The sequence below is a fragment of the Micromonospora sp. NPDC047730 genome, from assembly GCF_043204765.1.
Lineage (GTDB): Bacteria > Actinomycetota > Actinomycetes > Mycobacteriales > Micromonosporaceae > Micromonospora.
This window is the reverse complement of record NZ_JBIDCU010000025.1, coordinates 35,829-55,591: the sequence shown is the minus strand read 5'-3', so window position 1 is coordinate 55,591 and position 19,763 is coordinate 35,829. Positions and strand designations below refer to the sequence as shown.

General features: G+C 71.1%; 17 protein-coding genes and 1 tRNA gene. 16 read left to right on the top strand and 2 right to left on the bottom strand.

The features are described 5' to 3' along the window. Positions 1–37: 37 nt before the first annotated feature. Together ACGF5G_RS32645 and ACGF5G_RS32640 are read left to right on the top strand one after the other, a co-directional pair. Positions 38–1,789 carry a CTP synthase gene (locus ACGF5G_RS32645; RefSeq protein WP_393270087.1) on the top strand — a complete coding sequence of 584 codons (1,752 nt, stop codon included), beginning with the start codon at positions 38–40 and terminating at the stop codon, positions 1,787–1,789. Then, the gene (locus ACGF5G_RS32640; RefSeq protein WP_393270084.1) at positions 1,786–2,424 is read left to right on the top strand and encodes an NUDIX domain-containing protein; all 639 of its coding nucleotides are present in this window, start codon (positions 1,786–1,788) and stop codon (positions 2,422–2,424) included. Before ACGF5G_RS32645 ends, ACGF5G_RS32640 begins: the two co-directional genes overlap by 4 nt. Positions 2,425–2,503: 79 nt before the next feature. Here the strand turns inward: ACGF5G_RS32640 and ACGF5G_RS32635 are convergent, their stop codons facing one another. Then, positions 2,504–2,761, bottom strand: a complete 258-nt coding sequence (locus ACGF5G_RS32635) for a TM2 domain-containing protein (RefSeq protein WP_393270082.1) — start codon at positions 2,759–2,761, stop codon at positions 2,504–2,506. A gap of 291 nt (positions 2,762–3,052) precedes the next feature. On the opposite strand from ACGF5G_RS32635, the gene ald reads away from it, so the two are divergent. The 11 genes from ald to ACGF5G_RS32580 all read left to right on the top strand — a co-directional run bounded on the left by ald (position 3,053) and on the right by ACGF5G_RS32580 (position 13,949). Further along, complete coding sequence (gene ald, locus ACGF5G_RS32630; protein ID WP_393270079.1) at positions 3,053–4,168, top strand: alanine dehydrogenase; 1,116 nt, start codon at positions 3,053–3,055, stop codon at positions 4,166–4,168. Between the two features lie 11 nt (positions 4,169–4,179). Continuing rightward, positions 4,180–5,172: a site-specific tyrosine recombinase XerD gene (locus ACGF5G_RS32625; RefSeq protein WP_393270125.1), complete on the top strand. Its 993-nt coding sequence runs from the start codon at positions 4,180–4,182 to the stop codon at positions 5,170–5,172. A gap of 224 nt (positions 5,173–5,396) precedes the next feature. Further along, positions 5,397–6,320, top strand: coding sequence for a ParA family protein (locus tag ACGF5G_RS32620; RefSeq protein WP_036375269.1), 924 nt, complete (start codon positions 5,397–5,399; stop codon positions 6,318–6,320). Between the two features lie 54 nt (positions 6,321–6,374). Further along, on the top strand, positions 6,375–7,397 hold the full coding sequence (locus ACGF5G_RS32615; protein WP_393270076.1) for a segregation and condensation protein A: 1,023 nt from the start codon (positions 6,375–6,377) through the stop codon (positions 7,395–7,397). Further along, positions 7,394–8,371, top strand: coding sequence for an SMC-Scp complex subunit ScpB (gene scpB, locus ACGF5G_RS32610; RefSeq protein ID WP_393270073.1), 978 nt, complete (start codon positions 7,394–7,396; stop codon positions 8,369–8,371). Before ACGF5G_RS32615 ends, scpB begins: the two co-directional genes overlap by 4 nt. Beyond that, complete coding sequence (locus ACGF5G_RS32605) at positions 8,358–9,128, top strand: pseudouridine synthase (RefSeq protein ID WP_393270069.1); 771 nt, start codon at positions 8,358–8,360, stop codon at positions 9,126–9,128. Before scpB ends, ACGF5G_RS32605 begins: the two co-directional genes overlap by 14 nt. A gap of 154 nt (positions 9,129–9,282) precedes the next feature. After that, complete coding sequence (gene cmk, locus ACGF5G_RS32600) at positions 9,283–9,963, top strand: (d)CMP kinase (protein WP_393270066.1); 681 nt, start codon at positions 9,283–9,285, stop codon at positions 9,961–9,963. Further along, positions 9,960–11,363 (top strand): ribosome biogenesis GTPase Der, encoded by a 1,404-nt coding sequence (gene der, locus ACGF5G_RS32595; RefSeq protein ID WP_393270063.1) that lies wholly within the window; start codon positions 9,960–9,962, stop codon positions 11,361–11,363. The genes cmk and der overlap by 4 nt, the downstream gene beginning before the upstream one ends. 203 nt (positions 11,364–11,566) lie before the next feature. Next, positions 11,567–11,640 (top strand) — tRNA-Pro (locus ACGF5G_RS32590). 113 nt (positions 11,641–11,753) lie between these two features. Beyond that, positions 11,754–12,713: a tyrosine-type recombinase/integrase gene (locus ACGF5G_RS32585; protein WP_393270061.1), complete on the top strand. Its 960-nt coding sequence runs from the start codon at positions 11,754–11,756 to the stop codon at positions 12,711–12,713. 87 nt (positions 12,714–12,800) lie between these two features. Beyond that, on the top strand, positions 12,801–13,949 hold the full coding sequence (locus ACGF5G_RS32580; RefSeq protein ID WP_393270059.1) for a hypothetical protein: 1,149 nt from the start codon (positions 12,801–12,803) through the stop codon (positions 13,947–13,949). Between the two features lie 836 nt (positions 13,950–14,785). Here the strand turns inward: ACGF5G_RS32580 and ACGF5G_RS32575 are convergent. After that, positions 14,786–14,923 (bottom strand): hypothetical protein, encoded by a 138-nt coding sequence (locus ACGF5G_RS32575; RefSeq protein WP_393270056.1) that lies wholly within the window; start codon positions 14,921–14,923, stop codon positions 14,786–14,788. Between the two features lie 370 nt (positions 14,924–15,293). On the opposite strand from ACGF5G_RS32575, the gene ACGF5G_RS32570 reads away from it, so the two are divergent. The 3 genes from ACGF5G_RS32570 to cas3 all read left to right on the top strand — a co-directional run bounded on the left by ACGF5G_RS32570 (position 15,294) and on the right by cas3 (position 19,357). Then, positions 15,294–15,767, top strand: a complete 474-nt coding sequence (locus ACGF5G_RS32570) for a hypothetical protein (protein WP_393270053.1) — start codon at positions 15,294–15,296, stop codon at positions 15,765–15,767. A gap of 6 nt (positions 15,768–15,773) precedes the next feature. After that, on the top strand, positions 15,774–16,793 hold the full coding sequence (locus ACGF5G_RS32565; protein ID WP_393270050.1) for a tyrosine-type recombinase/integrase: 1,020 nt from the start codon (positions 15,774–15,776) through the stop codon (positions 16,791–16,793). Positions 16,794–17,095: 302 nt separating this feature from the next. Next, a complete protein-coding gene (gene cas3, locus ACGF5G_RS32560) occupies positions 17,096–19,357 on the top strand; it encodes a CRISPR-associated helicase Cas3' (RefSeq protein ID WP_393270123.1) in 2,262 nt (753 codons plus the stop codon). The last annotated feature ends 406 nt before the right edge of the window (positions 19,358–19,763 follow it).

Sequence of the window (19,763 nt, the reverse complement as noted above, 5' to 3'; positions counted from 1 at the left end):
GTCTGCACGACCGCGACAGACGACACGGGAGCAGGCCTTGGCCCCTTCAGCACGGACGACCAGGCACATTTTCGTCACCGGGGGCGTCGCCTCCTCGCTGGGTAAGGGCCTCACCGCCTCCAGCCTCGGCAACCTGCTCACCGCGCGCGGCCTGCGCGTGGTCATGCAGAAGCTCGACCCCTACCTCAACGTCGACCCGGGGACGATGAACCCGTTCCAGCACGGTGAGGTCTTCGTGACCGAGGACGGCGCCGAGACCGACCTCGACGTCGGGCACTACGAGCGCTTCCTGGACCGGGCACTCTCCGGGAAGGCGAACGTCACCACCGGCCAGATCTACTCGGACGTGATCGCGAAGGAGCGGCGCGGCGAGTACCTGGGCGACACCGTCCAGGTCATCCCGCACATCACCAACGAGATCAAGTCGCGGATCCTGGCCATGGCCGACCCGGACGACGACGGCCAGGTGCCGGACGTCGTGATCACCGAGGTCGGCGGCACGGTCGGCGACATCGAGTCGCTGCCGTTCCTGGAGGCGATCCGGCAGGTCCGCCACGACCTGGGCCGCGACAACTGCTTCTACCTGCACGTCTCGCTGGTGCCGTACCTGGCGCCGTCGGGGGAGCTGAAGACCAAGCCGACCCAGCACTCGGTGGCCCAGCTGCGCAGCATCGGCATCCAGCCCGACGCGCTGGTGCTGCGCTGCGACCGGGAGATCCCCGACAAGGTCAAGCAGAAGCTGTCGCTCTACTGCGACGTCGACCGCGAGGCGGTCACCGCCGCCCCGGACGCGCCGAGCATCTACGACATCCCCAAGGTGCTGCACCGGGAGGGCCTCGACGCGTACGTGGTGCGCCGGCTCGGCCTCTCCTTCCGCGACGTGGACTGGGCCAGCTGGGACGACCTGCTGGACCGGGTGCACCAGCCCCGGCACACCGTCACCGTCGCCGTGGTCGGCAAGTACGTCGACCTGCCCGACGCGTACCTGTCGGTGAGCGAGGCGATCCGGGCCGCCGGCTTCGGTCACCGGGCCCGGGTGCAGCTGCGCTGGGTGCCCAGCGACGAGTGCGTCACCCCGACCGGCGCCGCGGCCGCCCTGGCCGGCGTCGACGGCATCGTCATCCCGGGCGGCTTCGGGGTGCGCGGCATCGAGGGCAAGATCGGCACCGCCCGGTACGCCCGGGAGAACGGCATCCCCCTGCTCGGCCTCTGCCTCGGCCTGCAGTGCATGACCATCGAGGTGGCCCGGCACCTGGCCGGCCTGGAGGGCGCCAACTCGCTGGAGTTCGACGAGGAGGCGAAGCACCCGGTCATCGCCACCATGGCCGACCAGGAGGACATCGTCGCCGGCAGGGGCGACCTGGGCGGCACGATGCGGCTCGGGGCGTACCCGGCGAAGCTGGCCGAGGGCTCGCTGGTCGCCGAGGCGTACGGCAGCACCGAGATCAGCGAGCGGCACCGGCACCGGTACGAGGTGAACAACGCCTACCGGGACCAGCTCACCAAGGCGGGCCTGCGCTTCTCCGGCACCTCGCCGGACGGCCGGCTGGTCGAGTTCATCGAGCTGGACCGCGGCCTGCACCCGTTCTTCGTGGCCACCCAGGCGCACCCGGAGCTGAAGAGCCGCCCGACCCGGCCGCACCCGCTGTTCGCCTCCTTCGTCAAGGCGGCCGTGGCGTACTCCGAGGCCGACCAGCTCCCGGTGGACCTGGAGGCGGCGGAGAACGCGGCGGCGAAGAAGGCCGCCCGCAACGGCGGCGCCGCCGCGAAGGCGGCGTCGGCCTCGTGAGCGAGCGGAGCGAGCAGGCCACCGGGCACAGCAGCGCCGTCGAGCACCGCTACGAGGTGCGCTCCCGCACCGAGCGCTACCGCGGCCGGATCTTCGACGTGGTCAGCGAGGAGGTGACCATGCCGGGCGGCGGGACGGGAGTCCGGGACTTCGTCCGGCACGTCGGCGCGGTGGCCGTGGTGGCGCTCGACTCCGCCGGCCAGGTGGTGCTGATCCGCCAGTACCGCCACCCCGTCGGGCGGCACCTGTGGGAGCTGCCCGCCGGGCTGACCGACGTCTCCGGCGAGGACTTGGCCGCCGCCGCGGCCCGGGAGCTGGCCGAGGAGGTCGACCTCGTCGCGGGACAGCTCGACGTCCTGGTCGACCTGCACAGCTCGCCGGGTTTCACCAACGAGCTGGTCCGGGTGTTCCTGGCCCGGGAGCTGACCGACGTGCCGGCCGAGCGGCGCCACGAGCGCAGCGAGGAGGAGGCCGACCTCCAGGTCGTCCGGATCGACCTGGACGAGGCGGTCGGCATGGTCCTCGCGGGGGAGATCACCAACGCGTCCTGCGTGGCCGGGCTGCTCGCCGCCGCCAGGGGCCGCGACGCCGGCTGGTCGGCGCTGCGTCGGGCGGACACGCCAGCGCCGCGCTGAGCCGGCCGTGCCGGACGACGTGGTACACGGGAAGGGGCCGTGCGGTTCGCCGCACGGCCCCTTCGTCGTTCCGGTCGGGTCAGTCGCGCAGCGGCCGGCCCTGCCCGTCGACGCCGCCGTTGACGAGGATCAGGATGCCGTCGATGAGGCCCCAGATGCTGCCGAAGCCGCAGGTCACAAGGCTCACCACGAGCTGGAGGACACCGGTCTTGGTGTCGCCCATGTAGAACCGGCCGGCACCGAAGCCGCCCAGGAAGATGCCGAGGAGACCGGCGACGAGCTTGCTCTTGTCGGAAACGCCCGTCGGGTACCCGGGCTGGTAAGGAGGTGTGGTCATGAGGCGACACCCTAGTGATCCACTCTCGTCGTGTCCGCAGCGGGACCCACTGGATGGGACGATAATGGACGAACACTGTCCTGACGGCTGAGGTGGCGTCCCACCGTCGGCCGGGTCGACGCCTGACACTTCGTCAGGGTGGGCGGGCACCGGATGTCACTGTGCTGGCTCATTTCGGGCGGCGGCGCGCCTAGACTGCCGCCGACGGGACCGGTGGACCGCGGCGGCAAAGGGGCCGTCGTGGCGCCGAGCAGTCGGGGGAGCGCAGCCCCGGAGAGAGGTGTCTGCATCGTGAAGGTCGGAATCCCCCGCGAGGTCAAGAACCACGAGTACCGCGTGGCGATCACGCCGGCGGGCATCAACGAGTTCGTCCGCAGCGGTCACCAGGTCTTCGTCGAGGCCGGTGCCGGGGTCGGGTCCAGCATCAGCGACGACGACTTCGCCGCCGCCGGGGCCAAGATCCTGGCCACCGCCGACGAGGTGTGGGACACCGCCGAGCTGGTGCTCAAGGTCAAGGAGCCGGTCGCCGAGGAGTACCACCGGATGCGCGCGGGGCAGGTGCTCTTCACCTACCTGCACCTGGCCGCGTCCAAGGAATGCACCGATGCGCTGCTCGACCGCAAGGTGACCGGCATCGCCTACGAGACGGTGGAGCTGCCGGACCGGTCGCTGCCCCTGCTCGCCCCGATGTCCGAGGTGGCGGGCCGGCTCGCCCCGCAGGTCGGCGCGTACCACCTGCAAGCGCAGGGCGGCGGGCGGGGCATCCTGATGGGCGGCGTCTCCGGCGTGTACGCCGCGAAGACCGTGGTCATCGGCGCCGGCGTCTCCGGCATGAACGCGGCCGCGATCGCGCTCGGCCTGCAGGCCGAGGTGCTGCTGCTGGACAAGAACGTCGCGCGGCTGCGCCAGGCCGACGCCATCTACCGCGGCCACCTCCAGACGGTCGCCTCCAACGCGTACGAGATCGAGCGGGCCGTGCTCGACGCGGACCTGGTCATCGGCGCGGTGCTGGTGCCCGGCGCGAAGGCCCCGACCCTGATCTCCAACGAGTTGGTCTCCCGGATGAAGCCGGGCAGCGTGCTGGTCGACATCTCCATCGACCAGGGCGGCTGCTTCGAGGACTCGCGTCCCACCACGCACGCCGACCCGACCTACAAGGTCCACGAGTCGATCTTCTACTGCGTGGCGAACATGCCGGGCGCCGTGCCGCACACCAGCACCTACGCGCTGACCAACGTCACCCTGCCGTACGCCCTGGAGCTGGCCAACCACGGCTGGCGGGAGGCGCTGCGCCGCGACCCGGCGCTGGCGCTGGGCCTGAACACCCACGACGGCCAGGTCACCTACGGCCCGGTCGCCGAGGCGCACGGCATGCGGGCCCTGCCGCTGGCCGACGCGCTGGCCTGAGGGGCGGCGGGCTGACCGGCACACCGGACGGGGCCGGCGCGGGCGCGGAGCCCGCGCCGGCCCTGCGCCGTGCCGTCCGCGGCTACCTGGACCACCTCACCGTCGAACGGGGACTGTCGGCGAACACGCTCTCGTCGTACCGCCGGGACCTGGAGCGCTACCTGGCCACCCTGGCGGCGGCCGGGGTGCCGGACCTGGCGGCGGTCGGCCCCGGCCAGGTCGAGGAGCACCTGTCCCGGCTGCGGGCCGGCGACGACGCGCACCCGCCGCTGGCGGTCTCGTCCGCGGCGCGGGCGGCCAGCGCGGTGCGCGGGCTGCACCGCTTCGCGCTGCGCGAGGGGCTGGCCGGCGGCGACCCCAGCCGCGACGTCCGGCCGCCCACCCCGCCGCGCCGGCTGCCCCGCGCGCTGCCGGTGGACGACGTGGTCCGGCTGCTGGAGACCGCCGGCGCCGTGACCGCCACCGGCGACGGGGCGCCGCTCGCGCTGCGCGACCGGGCGCTGCTGGAGTTCCTGTACGGCACCGGGGCGCGGATCTCCGAGGCGGTCGGCGCGGCCGTCGACGACCTCGACGTCGGCGAGGGCACCGTCGTCCTGCGCGGCAAGGGCGGCCGCACCCGGCTGGTCCCCATCGGCGGGTACGCGGTCGAGGCGCTGCGCGCCTGGCTGGTGCGGGCCCGGCCCGGGCTGGCCGCCGCCGGCCGGGGCACCCCGGCGGTGTTCCTCAACGCCCGCGGCGGCGCGCTGTCCCGCCAGGGGGCCTGGACCATTTTGCGCCGCGCCGCCCAGCGGGCCGGCCTGCCGGTGGACGGGTCGCAGGCGGTCTCCCCGCACACCCTGCGTCACTCCTACGCCACCCACCTGCTCGACGGCGGCGCGGACGTGCGGGTGGTGCAGGAGCTGCTCGGCCACGCCTCGGTGACCACCACCCAGGTCTACACGCTGGTCACCGTGGAACGGCTGCGCGAGGTGTACGCCACCGCCCATCCCCGGGCCCGCGGCTGACCCGTCGACCGTCCGGCCGGTGGGCGTCGGCCGGTCCGCCGGGGGTGGCCTGGTCGGCGGGGCGGCGACACGCCGAGCGGGTGCGACCGGCCCGTCGGCCGGTGGCGTACAGTCGGCATCGGCGCGGACCTCCTGGGGCGAGGCAGACGGGGTGCGCAGCGGCGCCGCGCAGGACGTCGGACGGCTCCGACGCCGGGTGGTCGTCGGGAGGGGGCAACGAGGACATGGCTGGCAACGGTGACCGTGCCGAGACCTGGACGTCGGAGCTCCGCGAGCAGCAGGCCACGCTCGGGGCGGATCTCGGCCCGGCGGATCCGGCGGCCTACACGATGCGCAAGCCGATCCCCGAGCCGATGCCGACCGACCGGCACGGCCCGGCCCGGATCATCGCGATGGCCAACCAGAAGGGCGGCGTCGGCAAGACCACCACGACCATCAACCTGGGCGCCGCGCTGGCCGAATACGGCCGCAAGGTGCTGCTGGTCGACTTCGACCCGCAGGGCGCTCTCTCGGTCGGGCTGGGGGTCAACCCGCACAACCTCGACCTGTCGGTCTACAACCTCCTCATGCAGGACGACGTCACCGCCGAGGACGTCCTGATCAAGACCGACGTGGCGGGGCTGCACCTGCTGCCGGCCAACATCGACCTCTCCGCGGCCGAGATCCAGCTGGTCAACGAGGTCGCCCGGGAGATGGCCCTGGCCCGGGTGCTCCGGTCGATCCGCAAGGAGTACGACTACATCCTGATCGACTGCCAGCCCTCGCTGGGCCTGCTGGCGATCAACGCGCTCACCGTCGCGCACGGCGTGCTCATCCCGCTGGAGTGCGAGTTCTTCAGCCTGCGCGGTGTCGCCCTGCTGCTGGACACCATCGACAAGGTGCGCGAGCGGCTCAACTTCGACCTGGAGCTCGAGGGCATCCTCGCCACCATGTACGACAGCCGCACCACCCACTGCCGACAGGTGCTCCAGCGGGTGGTGGAGGCGTTCGGCGACAAGGTCTACCAGACGGTGATCACCAAGACCGTCAAGTTCCCCGAGTCCACCGTCGCCGGTGCCCCGATCACCACGCTCGACCCGGCCTCGTCCGGCGCCCGCAACTACCGCCAGCTCGCCCGCGAGGTGATCGCCGCCCAGGCGGAGCGGTAGGCCCGGGGTGCACCTTCGCGCCGAGGCGTCCGGGGCGTGGACTACGGTCTTCCGGTGACCGCGCCACCCCTCGATCCGCCCGCGACGCCGGAGCAGCCGCCCGTGCCGGCCGCCGAGGTGCCGACGGGTCCCGGGGGCGTGCCCGAGGCGGCGGAGAGCGGCGGTTTCACCGTCCGGCTGGCCAACTTCACCGGCCCGTTCGACCTGCTGCTCCAGTTGATCGGCAAGCACAAGCTCGACGTCACCGAGGTGGCGCTGCACCGGGTCACCGACGAGTTCATCGCGTACATCCGGGCCATGGGCGACCAGTGGGACCTGGACGAGGCCAGCGAGTTCCTGCTCATCGCCGCCACCCTGCTCGACCTCAAGGCCGCCCGGCTGCTGCCCGCCGCCGAGGTCGAGGACGAGGAGGACCTCGCCCTGCTGGAGGCGCGGGACCTGCTCTTCGCCCGGCTGCTGCAGTACAAGGCGTACAAGGAGGCGGCGGCGCACATCGCCGCGCTGGAGGAGGTCGGCGGCCGGCGCTACCCCCGGGCGGTCACCCTGGAGCCCCGGTACGCCGAGGCCCTGCCGGACCTGGTGCTCGGCATCGGCCCGGAGCGGCTGCTGAAGCTGGCGATCAGGGCGATGACGCCGAAGCCGGTGCCGGAGGTGTCGATCGCCCACGTGCACATGGTCCGGGTCAGCGTCCGGGAGCACGCGGCGATCATCACCGAGCGGCTGCGCCGGGCCGGCACCGCCACCTTCTCGCTGCTCTGCGCCGACTGCGACGCCACCCTGGAGGTGGTGGCCCGGTTCCTGGCGCTGCTGGAGCTCTACCGGGAGGGCCTGGTCGCCTTCGTCCAGGAGCAGGCCCTGGAGGAGCTGACCGTACGCTGGACCGGCCCCGCCGAGGGCGGCCCGGACCTGCACATCGACGAGTACGCCGGCACCCCCGCCGAACCGGCGGACCAGACGTCGCCCGCGGGCCCGCCGGTCGCCGACGCGAGTGCGGCGGGGCCGGTCCACGAGGCCGGGGCGGGCGCGGCGGCGGGCGGGGACGGGACGGCGACGACGACGGAGGAGCAGACCGGATGAGCAGCGAGGAGCGCCGGGACTCCCTGGCGGACCAGGCCGCCGCCTGGATCCCACCCTGGCAGCGCCCCACCCCGCCGGCCGAGTCGCCTTCGGGTGATCCTGGCAACGACCTGCCCCCGGAGGTGCCGGATCCCTCCGACGTCCCCGCCGCGCCGGTCGGCGGCACGGGGGAGACCCTCGGGGACGCCGCGGGGGAGGGCACCGAGCAGGGCGAGACGGCGGAACGAGGCGCGGAGCGGACAGCCGCGGCGGAGCAGGGCGCCGAACAGGGCGAGACGGCGGTACAGGGCGCGGAGCGGCCTGACCCGGCGGCACAGGGCGCCGGGCAGGCGGAGACCGCGGCACGGGACGCGGCTGCGGGCGTACCGACGAAGCAGCCGGCCGGGCGGCGGCGGTCGGCGCCGGCACCCGCGCCGGCGCCGGAACTCGACGACGCGGAGCTGCGCGGGGCGCTGGAGGCGATCCTGCTGGTCGTCGACGAGCCGGTCAGCGAGCTGACGCTCGCCCAGGTGCTGGAGCAGCCCGCCGAGCGGATCGGGCCGATGCTCGACGAGATCGCCGCGGGCTACACCGCCGCCGGGCACGGCTTCGAACTGCGCCGGGCCGCGGGTGGCTGGCGTCTCTACACCCGCCCGGAATACGCGACCTACGTGGAACGGTTCGTGCTGGACGGGCAGTCCGTGCGGCTGACCCAGGCCGCGTTGGAGACACTCGCCGTGGTCGCCTACAAGCAGCCGGTGACCCGGTCGCGGATCTCCGCCATCCGGGGTGTCAACTGCGACGGGGTGATCCGTACCCTGGTCTCCCGCGGGCTGGTGGAGGAGTGCGGCGCCGAACCGGACAGCGGGGCGTTCCTCTACCGGACCACCACGATGTTCCTGGAGAAGCTCGGGCTGAACAGCGTCGACGACCTCCCGCCGCTGGCCCCGTTCCTTCCCGACGACGTAGAAGAGCTTGCCGATGCCACGCGATGACCGCACCCCCCGCCCCGACACGCCCGTCTTCGAGGGGGCCGAGCGTCTCCAGAAGGTGCTGGCCGCCGCCGGCGTGGGCTCCCGGCGCGCCTGCGAGGACCTAATCTTCCGCCGCCGGGTCACCGTCAACGGGCGGGTCGCCCAGCTCGGCGACAAGGTCGATCCGGCCACCGCCGTCATCCACGTCGACGGCGAGCGCCTCGTCGCCGACACCCGCCTGGTCTACCTGGCCATGAACAAGCCGCGCGGGGTCGTCTCCACCATGGCCGACGAGAAGGGGCGGACGGCGCTCGCCGACTTCCTCGGCAACCGGGTGGAGCAGCGGGTCTACCACGTCGGGCGGCTCGACGCCGACAGCGAGGGCCTGCTGCTGCTCACCAACGACGGCACTCTCGCGCACAAGCTGATGCACCCGTCGTACGGGGTGCAGAAGACCTACCTCTGCGAGGTGTCCGGGCCGATCCCGCGCAACCTCGGCAAGCGGCTGACGGCCGGCGTGGAGCTGGAGGACGGCCCGGCGAAGGTCGACTCCTTCCGGGTGGTGGACACCCTGGGCAGGACCGCCCAGGTGGAGCTGAGCCTGCACGAGGGGCGCAAGCACATCGTCCGGCGGCTGCTCGCCGAGGTGGGCCACCCGGTGAGCCGGCTGGTGCGTACCGCCATCGGGCCGATCCGGCTGGGTGACCTGCGCGCCGGACGCACCCGGCGGCTGACCAACGCGGAGGTCGCCGCCCTGTTCAAGGCCGTGGGTGACTGACCGGCCGGCTCGCGGGTACGGCTGCCGGTAGGCTCCGTGGCGGCCCGGCGGCCGGCGGCGACCTCGCGCGCCGCCGGGCATGATTGAGGACGTGTGGAAACCGCTCGCGGGACGCGGTGGGCGTTTCGTGGGGTACGGGCTGAGGAGGACAACGGTGGAGGAAAACGTACGGGCCGGGCGCTGCGTGGTCGCTGTGGACGGGCCGTCCGGTTCGGGTAAGTCCACCGTCTCGCGGCGGCTCGCCGTCGGCCTCGGTGCTCGCTACCTCGACACCGGCGCCATGTACCGGGCCATCACCTGGGCCGTGCTGCGCTCCGGTGTCGACCTGACCGACACCGAGTCGGTGGCCAAGGTCGCCGGCGAGGTGGACCTGCGCATCGGCACCGACCCCACGGGGTACGGCGTGACCGCCGACGGCGTGACCGTCGACGCCGAGATCCGCGGCCCGGAGGTCACCGGGGCGGTCTCCGCCGTGGCCGCCGTGCCGGCGGTGCGCGCGCTGCTGGTCACCCGGCAGCGCGAGATGATCGCCCACGCCGGCCGGATCGTGGTCGAGGGCCGCGACATCGGGTCCGTGGTGGCGCCGGACGCCGACCTGAAGGTCTACCTCACCGCCTCCGAGGCGGCCCGGGCCGCCCGGCGCAGCGCCGAGGACGCCACCGACGTGGCGGCCACCGCGGCCGACCTGGCCCGGCGGGACCGGCTCGACTCGACCCGCAAGGCCGACCCGCTGGCGCAGGCCGCCGACGCCGTGATGCTGGACACGACCGAGTTGGGCATCGACGAGGTCGTCGCGCGGCTGCGTGACCTGCTGACCGAGCGGGGAGTGGCATGACCGACGCAGACGGTTGGGTGGAGCTGCGGGAGCCGGACGTCGACACCGAGGAAGTGACCGGCCCGCAGCCGGTCGTGGCCGTGGTCGGCCGTCCCAACGTGGGCAAGTCGACCCTGGTCAACCGGATCATCGGCCGCCGGCAGGCGGTCGTCGAGGACATCCCCGGGGTGACCCGGGACCGCGTCCCGTACGACGCGCAGTGGGCGGGCCGGCAGTTCACCGTGGTGGACACCGGCGGGTGGGAGCCCGACGCCAAGGACCGGGCGGCCGCGATCGCGGCGCAGGCCGAGGCGGCGGTTGCCACGGCCGACGTGGTGCTCTTCGTCGTCGACGCGATGGTCGGCTCGACCGATGTGGACGAGGCGGCGGTACGCATGCTGCGCCGCAGCGCCAAGCCGGTGATCCTGGTCGCGAACAAGGCCGACAACACCTCCATCGAGATGGAGGCGACCTCGCTGTGGTCGCTCGGCCTCGGCGAGCCGTACGCGGTGTCGGCGCTGCACGGCCGCGGCTCGGGCGATCTGCTCGACGCCATCATGGACGCGCTGCCGGAGGCCCCGAAGATCGTCGAGCACCGCCCGCGCGGCCCGCGTCGGGTGGCCCTCGTCGGCCGGCCGAACGTCGGCAAGTCCAGCCTGCTGAACCGCTTCTCGGGCGAGGAGCGGGCGGTCGTGGACTCGGTGGCGGGCACCACGGTGGACCCGGTGGACAGCCTCGTCGAGATCGGCGGGGAGACCTGGCAGCTGGTGGACACGGCGGGCCTGCGCAAGCGGGTGGGCAAGGCCAGCGGCACCGAGTACTACGCCAGCCTGCGGACCGCGTCGGCGATCGAGGCCGCCGAGGTCGCGGTGGTGCTGCTCGACTCCAGCGAGGTCATCAGCGAGCAGGACCAGCGGATCCTGTCCATGGTCACCGAGGCCGGCCGGGCGCTGGTGATCGCCTTCAACAAGTGGGACCTGGTCGACGCCGACCGCCGGTACTACCTGGACAAGGAGATCGAGCGCGAGCTGCGCCGGATCCCGTGGGCGATCCGGCTCAACCTGTCGGCGCGGACCGGCCGGGCGGTCGACAAGCTCGCGCCGGCGCTGCGCAAGGCCCTGGCGAGCTGGGAGACCCGGGTGCCGACGGCGCAGCTCAACTCGTGGCTGACCGCCCTGGTGCAGGCCACCCCGCACCCGGTGCGCGGCGGTCGGGCGCCGAAGATCCTCTTCGCCACCCAGGCCGGTGTGGCCCCGCCGCGCTTCGTGCTGTTCACCACCGGTCCGCTGGACGCGGGCTACCAGCGCTTCGTCGAGCGCAAGCTGCGCGAGGAGTTCGGCTTCGAGGGCAGCCCGATCGAGATCTCGGTACGCCCCCGCAAGAAGCTAGGCCCAGGTGGCCGCGGTAAGGCGCACGGCTGACCCTGGCCGGACCTTGATGCCGGATGGGAGCACCGCTCCCATCCGGCATTTTCCGCTCCCATTTTCTGACCTATCCTCCTAGGATGCTCTGCGGGTGGTGAGGTGGGCGACGCGGCTCGGGGGCGGGAGGGGCCAGTGCGGACGACGGGATGATCGTGCGCTAAGCTGTACCGGCTGTCGCGGGGAGATCCGCGCGGGGGCATCGGGACGTGGCGCAGCTTGGTAGCGCACTTGACTGGGGGTCAAGGGGTCGTCGGTTCGAATCCGGCCGTCCCGACAGCGAGAGGGTTTCCGCAGGTCAGAGACTTGCGGAAACCCTCTTTTCATTGCTTGGCATGGATGCCTGGTCTAGCACGCCGCTGTTGGACTCCTTGACTCGGGCAGGTTGCGATGCCACTCCTCGATCTTCAGAAGCTCACCGTCGGATTGTCCCGGACCTGGGCCGGGTTCCTTCGGGACTGGGATCGGTCGCTGCGGGCCGGGAACTACCCGGAGACCACCCGCTACAACTACCTTCTCGCTGGGGCGCAGTTGGGTCGGTATCTGGGGGAGTCGTCCCCGGATCCGGACGCCGATGATGCGGCTGACGACCCGTGCGTGGTGACGCGGGCGCACGTGGAGGCGTTCCAGGCCTGGATGATCGACACCCGGTCCGCGTCGACCGCGCTGAACAAGCACAAGGGGCTGCAGCAGTTCTTCAAGTGGCTGCTCGTCGACGAGCAGGCCATCGACCGCTCGCCGATGGAGCGGGTTCGGCAGCCGAAGACACCCCGGAAGCTGATCCCGGTTCTGCGCGACGAGGACACCGGCAAGCTCCTCGATGCGTGCAAGGGCAAGGGCTTCGTCAACTTGCGCGACGAGGCGCTGATTCGGCTGTACTGCAACACCGGTGCTCGGCTGTCCGAGGTGGGCAACCTCCTCGTGGCCGATGTCGACCTGAACACCGAGTCGGTGCACTTCCATGGCAAGGGTGCCAAGGACCGCCGGGTACGGTTCGGACCCAAGACCGCCAGGGCTCTCAGTCGCTATCTACGGGCCCGGGGCAAGCACAAGGGCGCCGCACTGCCTCAGCTGTGGTTGGCCGAGCGCGGCGCGGCCCCCTTGACTCCGAATGGCATCAAGATCCTCCTCAAGCGGCTGGGTAAGGCGGCCGGAGTGCCGGACGTGCACGCGCACCGGTGGCGCCACACCTTTGCCCACGAGTGGAAGCGTGCCGGGGGAGACACCGGCGATCTCATGCTGCTGCTCGGCTGGGCATCCGATGACATGCCCCGTCACTACGGTGCGAGTGCGGCGGCCGAGCGGGCGCAGGAGACGCAGGCCCGGCTGGGAATCGGCGAGCGAGTGTAGTTCGCTGGCTGACGCGATCACGCACGGCAGGGCCGTGCGTGATCGCGTCGTTACCGGTAGGCTGCGGCGGTTTCGGGGAGGGCGGCGATGACGCGGTACGCAATCGACGAGAGTCGCAGTGAGCTGTTGGCGATCTGGGAGACCGGCTACGGGTCTGTCGCGATTCGGGTCGCATCGCTGGCGGCGAGTATCGAGCCGAGACAGCGGCTGGCGCTGGCGGCCGAGTTGTCGGGCCTGTCCGAGGCGCTCTGGCGCTGCTATACGCATCCAGCGAGCGCCGCCGACAGCTTGGAGATCAATACCGAGGGGTGGCGGCGAGAGCAGACCCGGAACGAGTTCGCTTCCGTGGCCGCTCGTATCAGGAAGCCGAGCTTGCCTGACAGCAACGGGATGTTGATGGTGTCGTACGACCCGGTGGAGGAACGCGCCCATCGAGTGGGCCGTTGCCTGCACGCTGCCGCGGACGCGGATCTCACTGCTGCGGTGGTTGCCGATGTCGAGGCAGAGTTCGCGGCGGTGGAGGGTGCCGAACTGGGGGACCTGTCGGGACGCTCGGCGCAGGCCGTGCAACTGACGCGCCAAGCTGCCTCGCCGGTCCAGGTCGCCGCTGCCGACCGGATTCTGATGAATGACCCGCTTGGCGGAGAAGAGTTGTTTCTGGAGCTTGATCCGACCTCGGCGTGCGTGGCGGCGGCGCACTGGCTGCAGGCAGCCGCCGACGTGGCGGCGGAGGCCTCCAAAGGTGCCGCAAGCGACGTCCTGGTAGAGGCCGACGACATCGAAGCGCTGCCGCACGCGACACCCACGGCGCTCCTGGAGCGGATGGAGATCGGCCTGTCGCCGACAGACGTGGTGACCAGGATGATCTGCGAGGCCATGGCGGTCGCTGAGGGCGAGGCACCCGACATCGATGACCTACGAGAGAAGATCGAGGAAGCCGACGAAGAAGCCGAGCAGGTCAGGGCGGGCGGAGGCGAAGCGGTTGGCGAGATCACGACGATTCGGCTGACCACTCTGGACCCGCTGCGTCCCGCCCGCGACATGCTCGAGGACCTACTGTCCGGCATTCGCGGATGCTGGCTTCTCTACCGCGAGTACGCCGTCTCCTCAACCGACCTCGAGGACCACGTGTCCGACGACGAACTGGACGACGAGATCGACGAAGCATTCCGTAACGAAGTGCGCGCCCAAGCCGCTGCTGACAGGCACCGACTCGATCTCGAGGACCGCAAGTAAGCAGCAGGCCGCCCAGGTGGCGTCATCAGCCGCGTCGGCGTCCCGCAGATGCGCCCGGCCACCGCGCCGGGCGAGGATCGCAACCGCACCTCAGCAGGCGTCTGGGAGGGGGTGACCGGGGGGCTGCGCCCGGCCACCGCGCCGGGCGAGGATCGCAACGGCACGAACGCGCCGGTGCGCAAACTTGTCACCCGAGCGCTGCGTCCGGCCACTGCGTCGGGCGAGGATTGCAACACCCGGGTGTCCGGGGCGACCCAGAACAGCGACGCCTGCGGCCGGTCCCCGCGCCGGGCGAGGAGCGCAACCGCGACTCGCTCGGCCTGAGCGTTGCCGGTCTGCGCGTGCTGCGCCCAGCCACCGCGCCGGGCGAGGAACGCAACGACCGCGCGCTGGTCGGCCTCGTGGCGCTGCGCGAGGCTGCGCCCGGCGACCGCGCCGGGCGAGGATCGCAACACCCCGACCCACATCACCGACGCAGGTAGGGACGGCGGCTGCGCCCGGCCATCGCGCCGGGCGAGGATCGCAACCAGGGCGACCCGGAGCAGGCGGTGACGTGCACATCGAGCTGCGCCCGGCACCGCGCCGGGCGAGGATCGCAGCCTAAGATCGCGAGCTGATAGGCGCAGTGTGCTCGAGCTGCGCCCGGCCACCGCGTCGGGCGAGGATCGCAACCGCTGCCTGGAGGAGCACAATCACCGGGCCCTCGGCCACGCTGCGCCCGGCCACCGCGCCGGGCGTGGATCGCAACGTCGGCGACGACGAGGAGGCCGCCGAGGTCTACAACGCGCTGCGCCCGGCCACCGCGTCGGGCGAGGATCGCAACGGTGAGGTCCGCATCACCCGGAGAGACCCCGACGTCGGCTGCGCCCGGCCACAGCGTCGGGCGAGGATCGCAACGTGCTGTAGCGCAGCCGGGTGGCCTGGCTGTCCTGGGTGCTGCGCCCGGCCACCGCGCCGGGTGTGGATCGCAACATGGCGATCTGCCGCTGGCACGGCGTGCCGAGCTCGGACGCTGCGCCCGGTCTCCGCGCCGGGCGAGGATCGTAACTACGAGGCGCTGGTGCGCGTCGACGGATGGCAGCGGCTGCGCCCGGCCACCGCGCCGGGTGAGGATCGCAACGGGGTTCCTCCCTGCTCGGCCGCCCGTCGGCCTCGCAAGGCTGCGCCCGGCCACCGCGCCGGGCGAGGATCGCAACACCGTCCGCACCACGGTCGAATCCCCCCTCGGACACTCCCGCGTAGCATTCGTGCGACGTTTTGCGGACCGGTGGTTGAGGGACTTCAACCACCCTCGTTCACTCTCTGTAAGCCCATGGCGGCCCCGTTTACGGGATGGTGGGCGGCGTGAGTAACCAGGCTGTCTCCGCCGTCATCCCGGCTGTGGTTCTGCCAGGTCAGCTGAGCGCTGGCCGCGGAAAATCCGCCGGGGGCGCAGTCAAACGACCGCCCTTGCCGCTGGCGAGACTCGTCTCCCATCGCGCTGCGAGCACCGTCTATGGCCTGGTCACCCTCGACTCCCGTGGACGCGTTGCCGACCGGACCGCGATGAAGGCTCTCGGGTGGATGCCTGGCCGTCGACTCGACATTCGGGAACATCGCGGGCTGATCATCGTGGCCGCCGATCAGCAGGGCGTGTTCGCCGTAACCAAGGAAGGGCACCTGCGACTGCCGGCTGTGGTCCGGCAGTGGTGTGGGCTCACCGCCGGCGACCGCGTGTTCCTGGCGGCCGACCTGGACGCCTCCCGGCTCGTGGTGCACCCACCGGCTGCGCTGGACGCGATGATCGCCCAGGCCCACGCCGCGGCCCCTTGGCGGTGATCGCGTATGAGCGACACGCCGGCGGGGCGAGCGGAGTTGGATGCCGCCCGGTTGTTGCTGGCGCGGATGGGTATCTCGCCGGCTGATCTTGTTCAGGCGGCATCAGCGCGGCCACCGGCGCCGACGTTCGCCGAGTACGTGCCGGTCGTGTCGGCGGCCGTCACCGCGGGCACGAGGCGGGCGTATGGCTCGTACTGGAATCGGGTCCTGGACCACTGGGGACAGCGGCGGCTGGGTGAGCCGACACCGTCGGAGATCGAGCAGTTGGCGGAGTACGTCAAGACGCACGTGGTGGCCCGGCGTAACGCCCGTGGTGGACGCAGTGCGGCGGAGCATCTGATCGCGGCGTTGCGGTGTCTGTGCAAGCGGGCGGTCGCGGACGGGTTCATCGCGGCGGCGGACAATCCCGCGCTGAAGGTGGCCAAGCCGCGGCGGTTGCCGAGCACCCGGCGGGCAGTGGCGGACACCCGGTTGGCGGAGATCAACGCCGTGGCGGCCAGCACCGGCGATGATCCGGCGTTGGACAGTTTGCTGCTGCGGCTGCATACCGAGACGGCGTGCCGCCGTGGCGGTGCGCTGGCGTTGCGGCCGGTCGACCTCGACCCGGACCAGTGCCTGATTCTGCTCCGGGAGAAGGGGGACACGGTGCGGTGGCAGCCGGTGTCACCGACACTGATGAGACACCTGCAGCGGCATGCCGAAGAGCGGCACGCCACGGGAACGGGCCAATTGCTGCGGTACCGGAACGGGCACCCGATCGCGTACCGACGCTATGACCACCTGTGGGTTCGCGTCGGTGAGCACCTGCCGTGGGTGTACGTGCAGCAGATCAGCACGCACTGGCTGCGGCACACGACGCTGACGTGGGTGGAGCGTAACTTCGGCTACGCCGTCGCCCGCGCCTACGCCGGCCACTCCGACAGCTGCGGCGACGTAGGCACGACCACGACCTACGTGCGGGCGAGCCTCCAGGAGGTCGCTGCCGCGCTTACAGCCCTCACCAACGAACCCCATCCCCTGGCGTAGCTACCGCAGAGGTAGGTTGCATGGCCGCGCGGCTGCTGGCTCAGAATGCCGCAGTAGCCGCCCTCGGCCATGACCGGTCCCGTCGAAGATCGGCAGTTGCCTGTACGTTCTGGCCGTCTGTGGGCGGGCAGCGCGGTTGCCGACGCCAACCGGCCCGATTGCCGTCAGACGGTGACTGCTTCGCGTCACCTCGGCCCACTGGACAACCAGCAACCATCGATACCATCAAGGGCTCCGGTGTCAAATCCCCATTGATTGGTGAGGCATTCCAACGACGTTCGAAGGACGATTCGGTGTCTGATGTGAGTACTCTCTGGGCGCACAGCCCTGGTCCTGGCCGCAGTCGGTGGCATGATCTTGCTGATCATCTTCGTAGTACCGCCGAGCTCGCGCGACGGTTCACCGTCCCGTTCGGTGGGGGTGACGTGGCGTACTGGCTTGGTGCGCTGCATGACGTGGGGAAGGCGGCCTGCGCCTGGCAGGACAAACTTGCTGCTGTCGCGGCCACGGGCGGTCCCGTCGGCATCGACCATAAGTCACTCGGTACCCGGGTCGCGTATGAGCGTGGACTTGGCGGGTTCGCCGATGCGATCTTCGGCCACCATGGTGGACTGATCGATACGCCTAGTCTGCGTGAGGCGTTCCGGAGGAGACTTGCTGACGCGCCCAGCAACGCGGCGTCCGCTGAGCGGGAACTGCCCGGGCTGTTGCCGGACCTGCCGGAGCAGTTCGACCACTTGGTGCCGGCGGACTGGCGGGCAGATCCGCTGGTGGGGGAGATGGCGCTGCGTCTGTGCTACAGCGCTCTGGTCGACGCGGACAGCCTGGACACCAGCGCGCATTTTCAGGGATTGGCCAGTCCACGGGTGCGTCCAGACGTCGACTTCGGTCATCTCTACAAGCTCTTCGAGCAGCGGCGGTGTGACGCACTCGCCGGACGCGGCGGTACTTTGATCGGCAGTCTGCGGGAGCAGGTCTACACGGACTGCCTCGCGGCGGCTGAGCGGGATCGTGGGGTGTTCCGGCTCGGTGCGCCGACCGGGGCCGGGAAGACCCTTGCGGGCGGTGGCTTCGCGCTGCGGCACGCGGAGAAGCATGGCTTGCGTCGGGTGATCGTCGCGGTTCCGTTCCTCACTATCACCGAGCAGAACGCCGCCGTCTATCGTAGGTTGCTCGACGAGGACGGCGCTGAGTCGGTTGTTCTCGAACACCACAGTCAGGCTGACTTCGACGACTCGAGCGCCGGTCGGTGGGCGCGGCTGGCGGCGGAGAACTGGGACGCGCCGTTCGTCGTCACTACCTTCGTCCGGCTCTTTGAAGCGTTGTACGCTCGCAAGCCGTCGGCGATGCGCCGGGTGCACCGGTTGGCCAACTCGGTGATCGTGCTGGACGAGGTGCAGGCGTTGCCGCACGCGATGCTCGCGCCGATCCTCGACGGACTTCGGTTGCTCGTGCGGCACTTCGGCGCGACCGTGCTGCTCTCCTCGGCGACACAGCCGAGTTTCTGGGCGCTGGATGAGTTCAAGGGCGTGCCCTGCACCGACCTGATCCACGACACGCCGAAGCTGGTTAGTGATCTGCGCCGGGTGCGGTACGAGTGGCAGCTCGACCCGAAGCCAACGCTGGCCGGCATCGCCGACCAGGCCGCGTCGGAGCCTGCGGCGCTGGTCGTGGTCAATACGACCGCGGACGCCAAGGCGGTGTTCGATTGGTGGCGGGATGCCGAGCTGGATGGTGTGGCCTGGCACCTGTCCACCCGGATGTGCCCGGACCACCGGCGGCGGGTGCTGGAGACGGTACGGGTACGCCTTGGCCGGGGCGAGCGCGTCTTGCTTGTGGCCACCCAACTGATCGAGGCTGGGGTGGACGTCGACTTCCCGTTGGTTTTCCGGGCTATGGCGCCGGCTGACTCGCTGCTGCAGGCAGCGGGGCGAGCGAACCGCGAGGGGCGGATGACCGAGGGCGGCCGGGTTGTTGTGTTCGCGCCGGAGGACGGCGGGCAGCCGCCCACGTACAAGACACTGGTCGGCTGCACCGGGCGCCAGTTCGGACCGGACAAAGCCGACCCGGACGACCTGGCGGCGCTCGGACGCTACTACCGCAACGTGTACGACCTGCTCAATCTCGCCGACGGCCAGCACGTCGGGCAGCGCATCCAGCAGGCCCGACGGCGGTGGGAGTTCGAGACCGTCGCCGAGGGACCGATGGACGCGAGCACCAAGCGGCGGGATCGGAAGCTGGCGTTCCGGATGATCAACGATGACGGAATCAGCGTGGTGACTCCACAGGGTGCCGAAACACCTGAACGGCAACATGAACTGGAGCAACTGGTCGAGGAGTTGCGCCAGGCGCCTGTCCCGGACTTGGCGAAGCTGCGACGGTTGCAGCCGTACACGACGAACGTCCACCCCAGTGCCCTGCGCCAACCCGGCGTGATGGCACTGATGCGGCCGATCCTCGGCGGCAACGAGGTGCGCCGCGGCGTGTTGGTCGAGTGGGTGGGTGAGTATGACGACGCCACCGGCATCAACCTCGACCCGAACCTGGAACAGTTCGTTCTCTGACAGCCAGATGCCATCGTGGTCCTGAATGGTTGCCTGGACGCGCGTCTGCACTTCTCGCCCGACTGGCGACTTGAGGCTTCATTCCATGAGGCGATCTAGTGCCAGAACCGCGAGAAGGCCGACTGTTATCCCGGTGGTCACGCCTTCTCTGGGCGCTACTGCGATCGCTAGTTGGATCGCCACGGCCAAGATCAATACGATCCTTGGTGGTAGTCGATTGGCGGGAGGGGCCGCTTGTTGGGCACGGGGTGCCGATGCGGCTTTTTGATCATTGCCCATGCATCTTCCTTGACTCGATCAACTGGCTGATCGGGATGTCCTCTTGGGTCAACGGCGAGAAGCGTGGCATGGATGGTCGGCGGTGGCAAACATTTGGGAGGCGGCCTGCGGCGCCTGCAACGAAGCT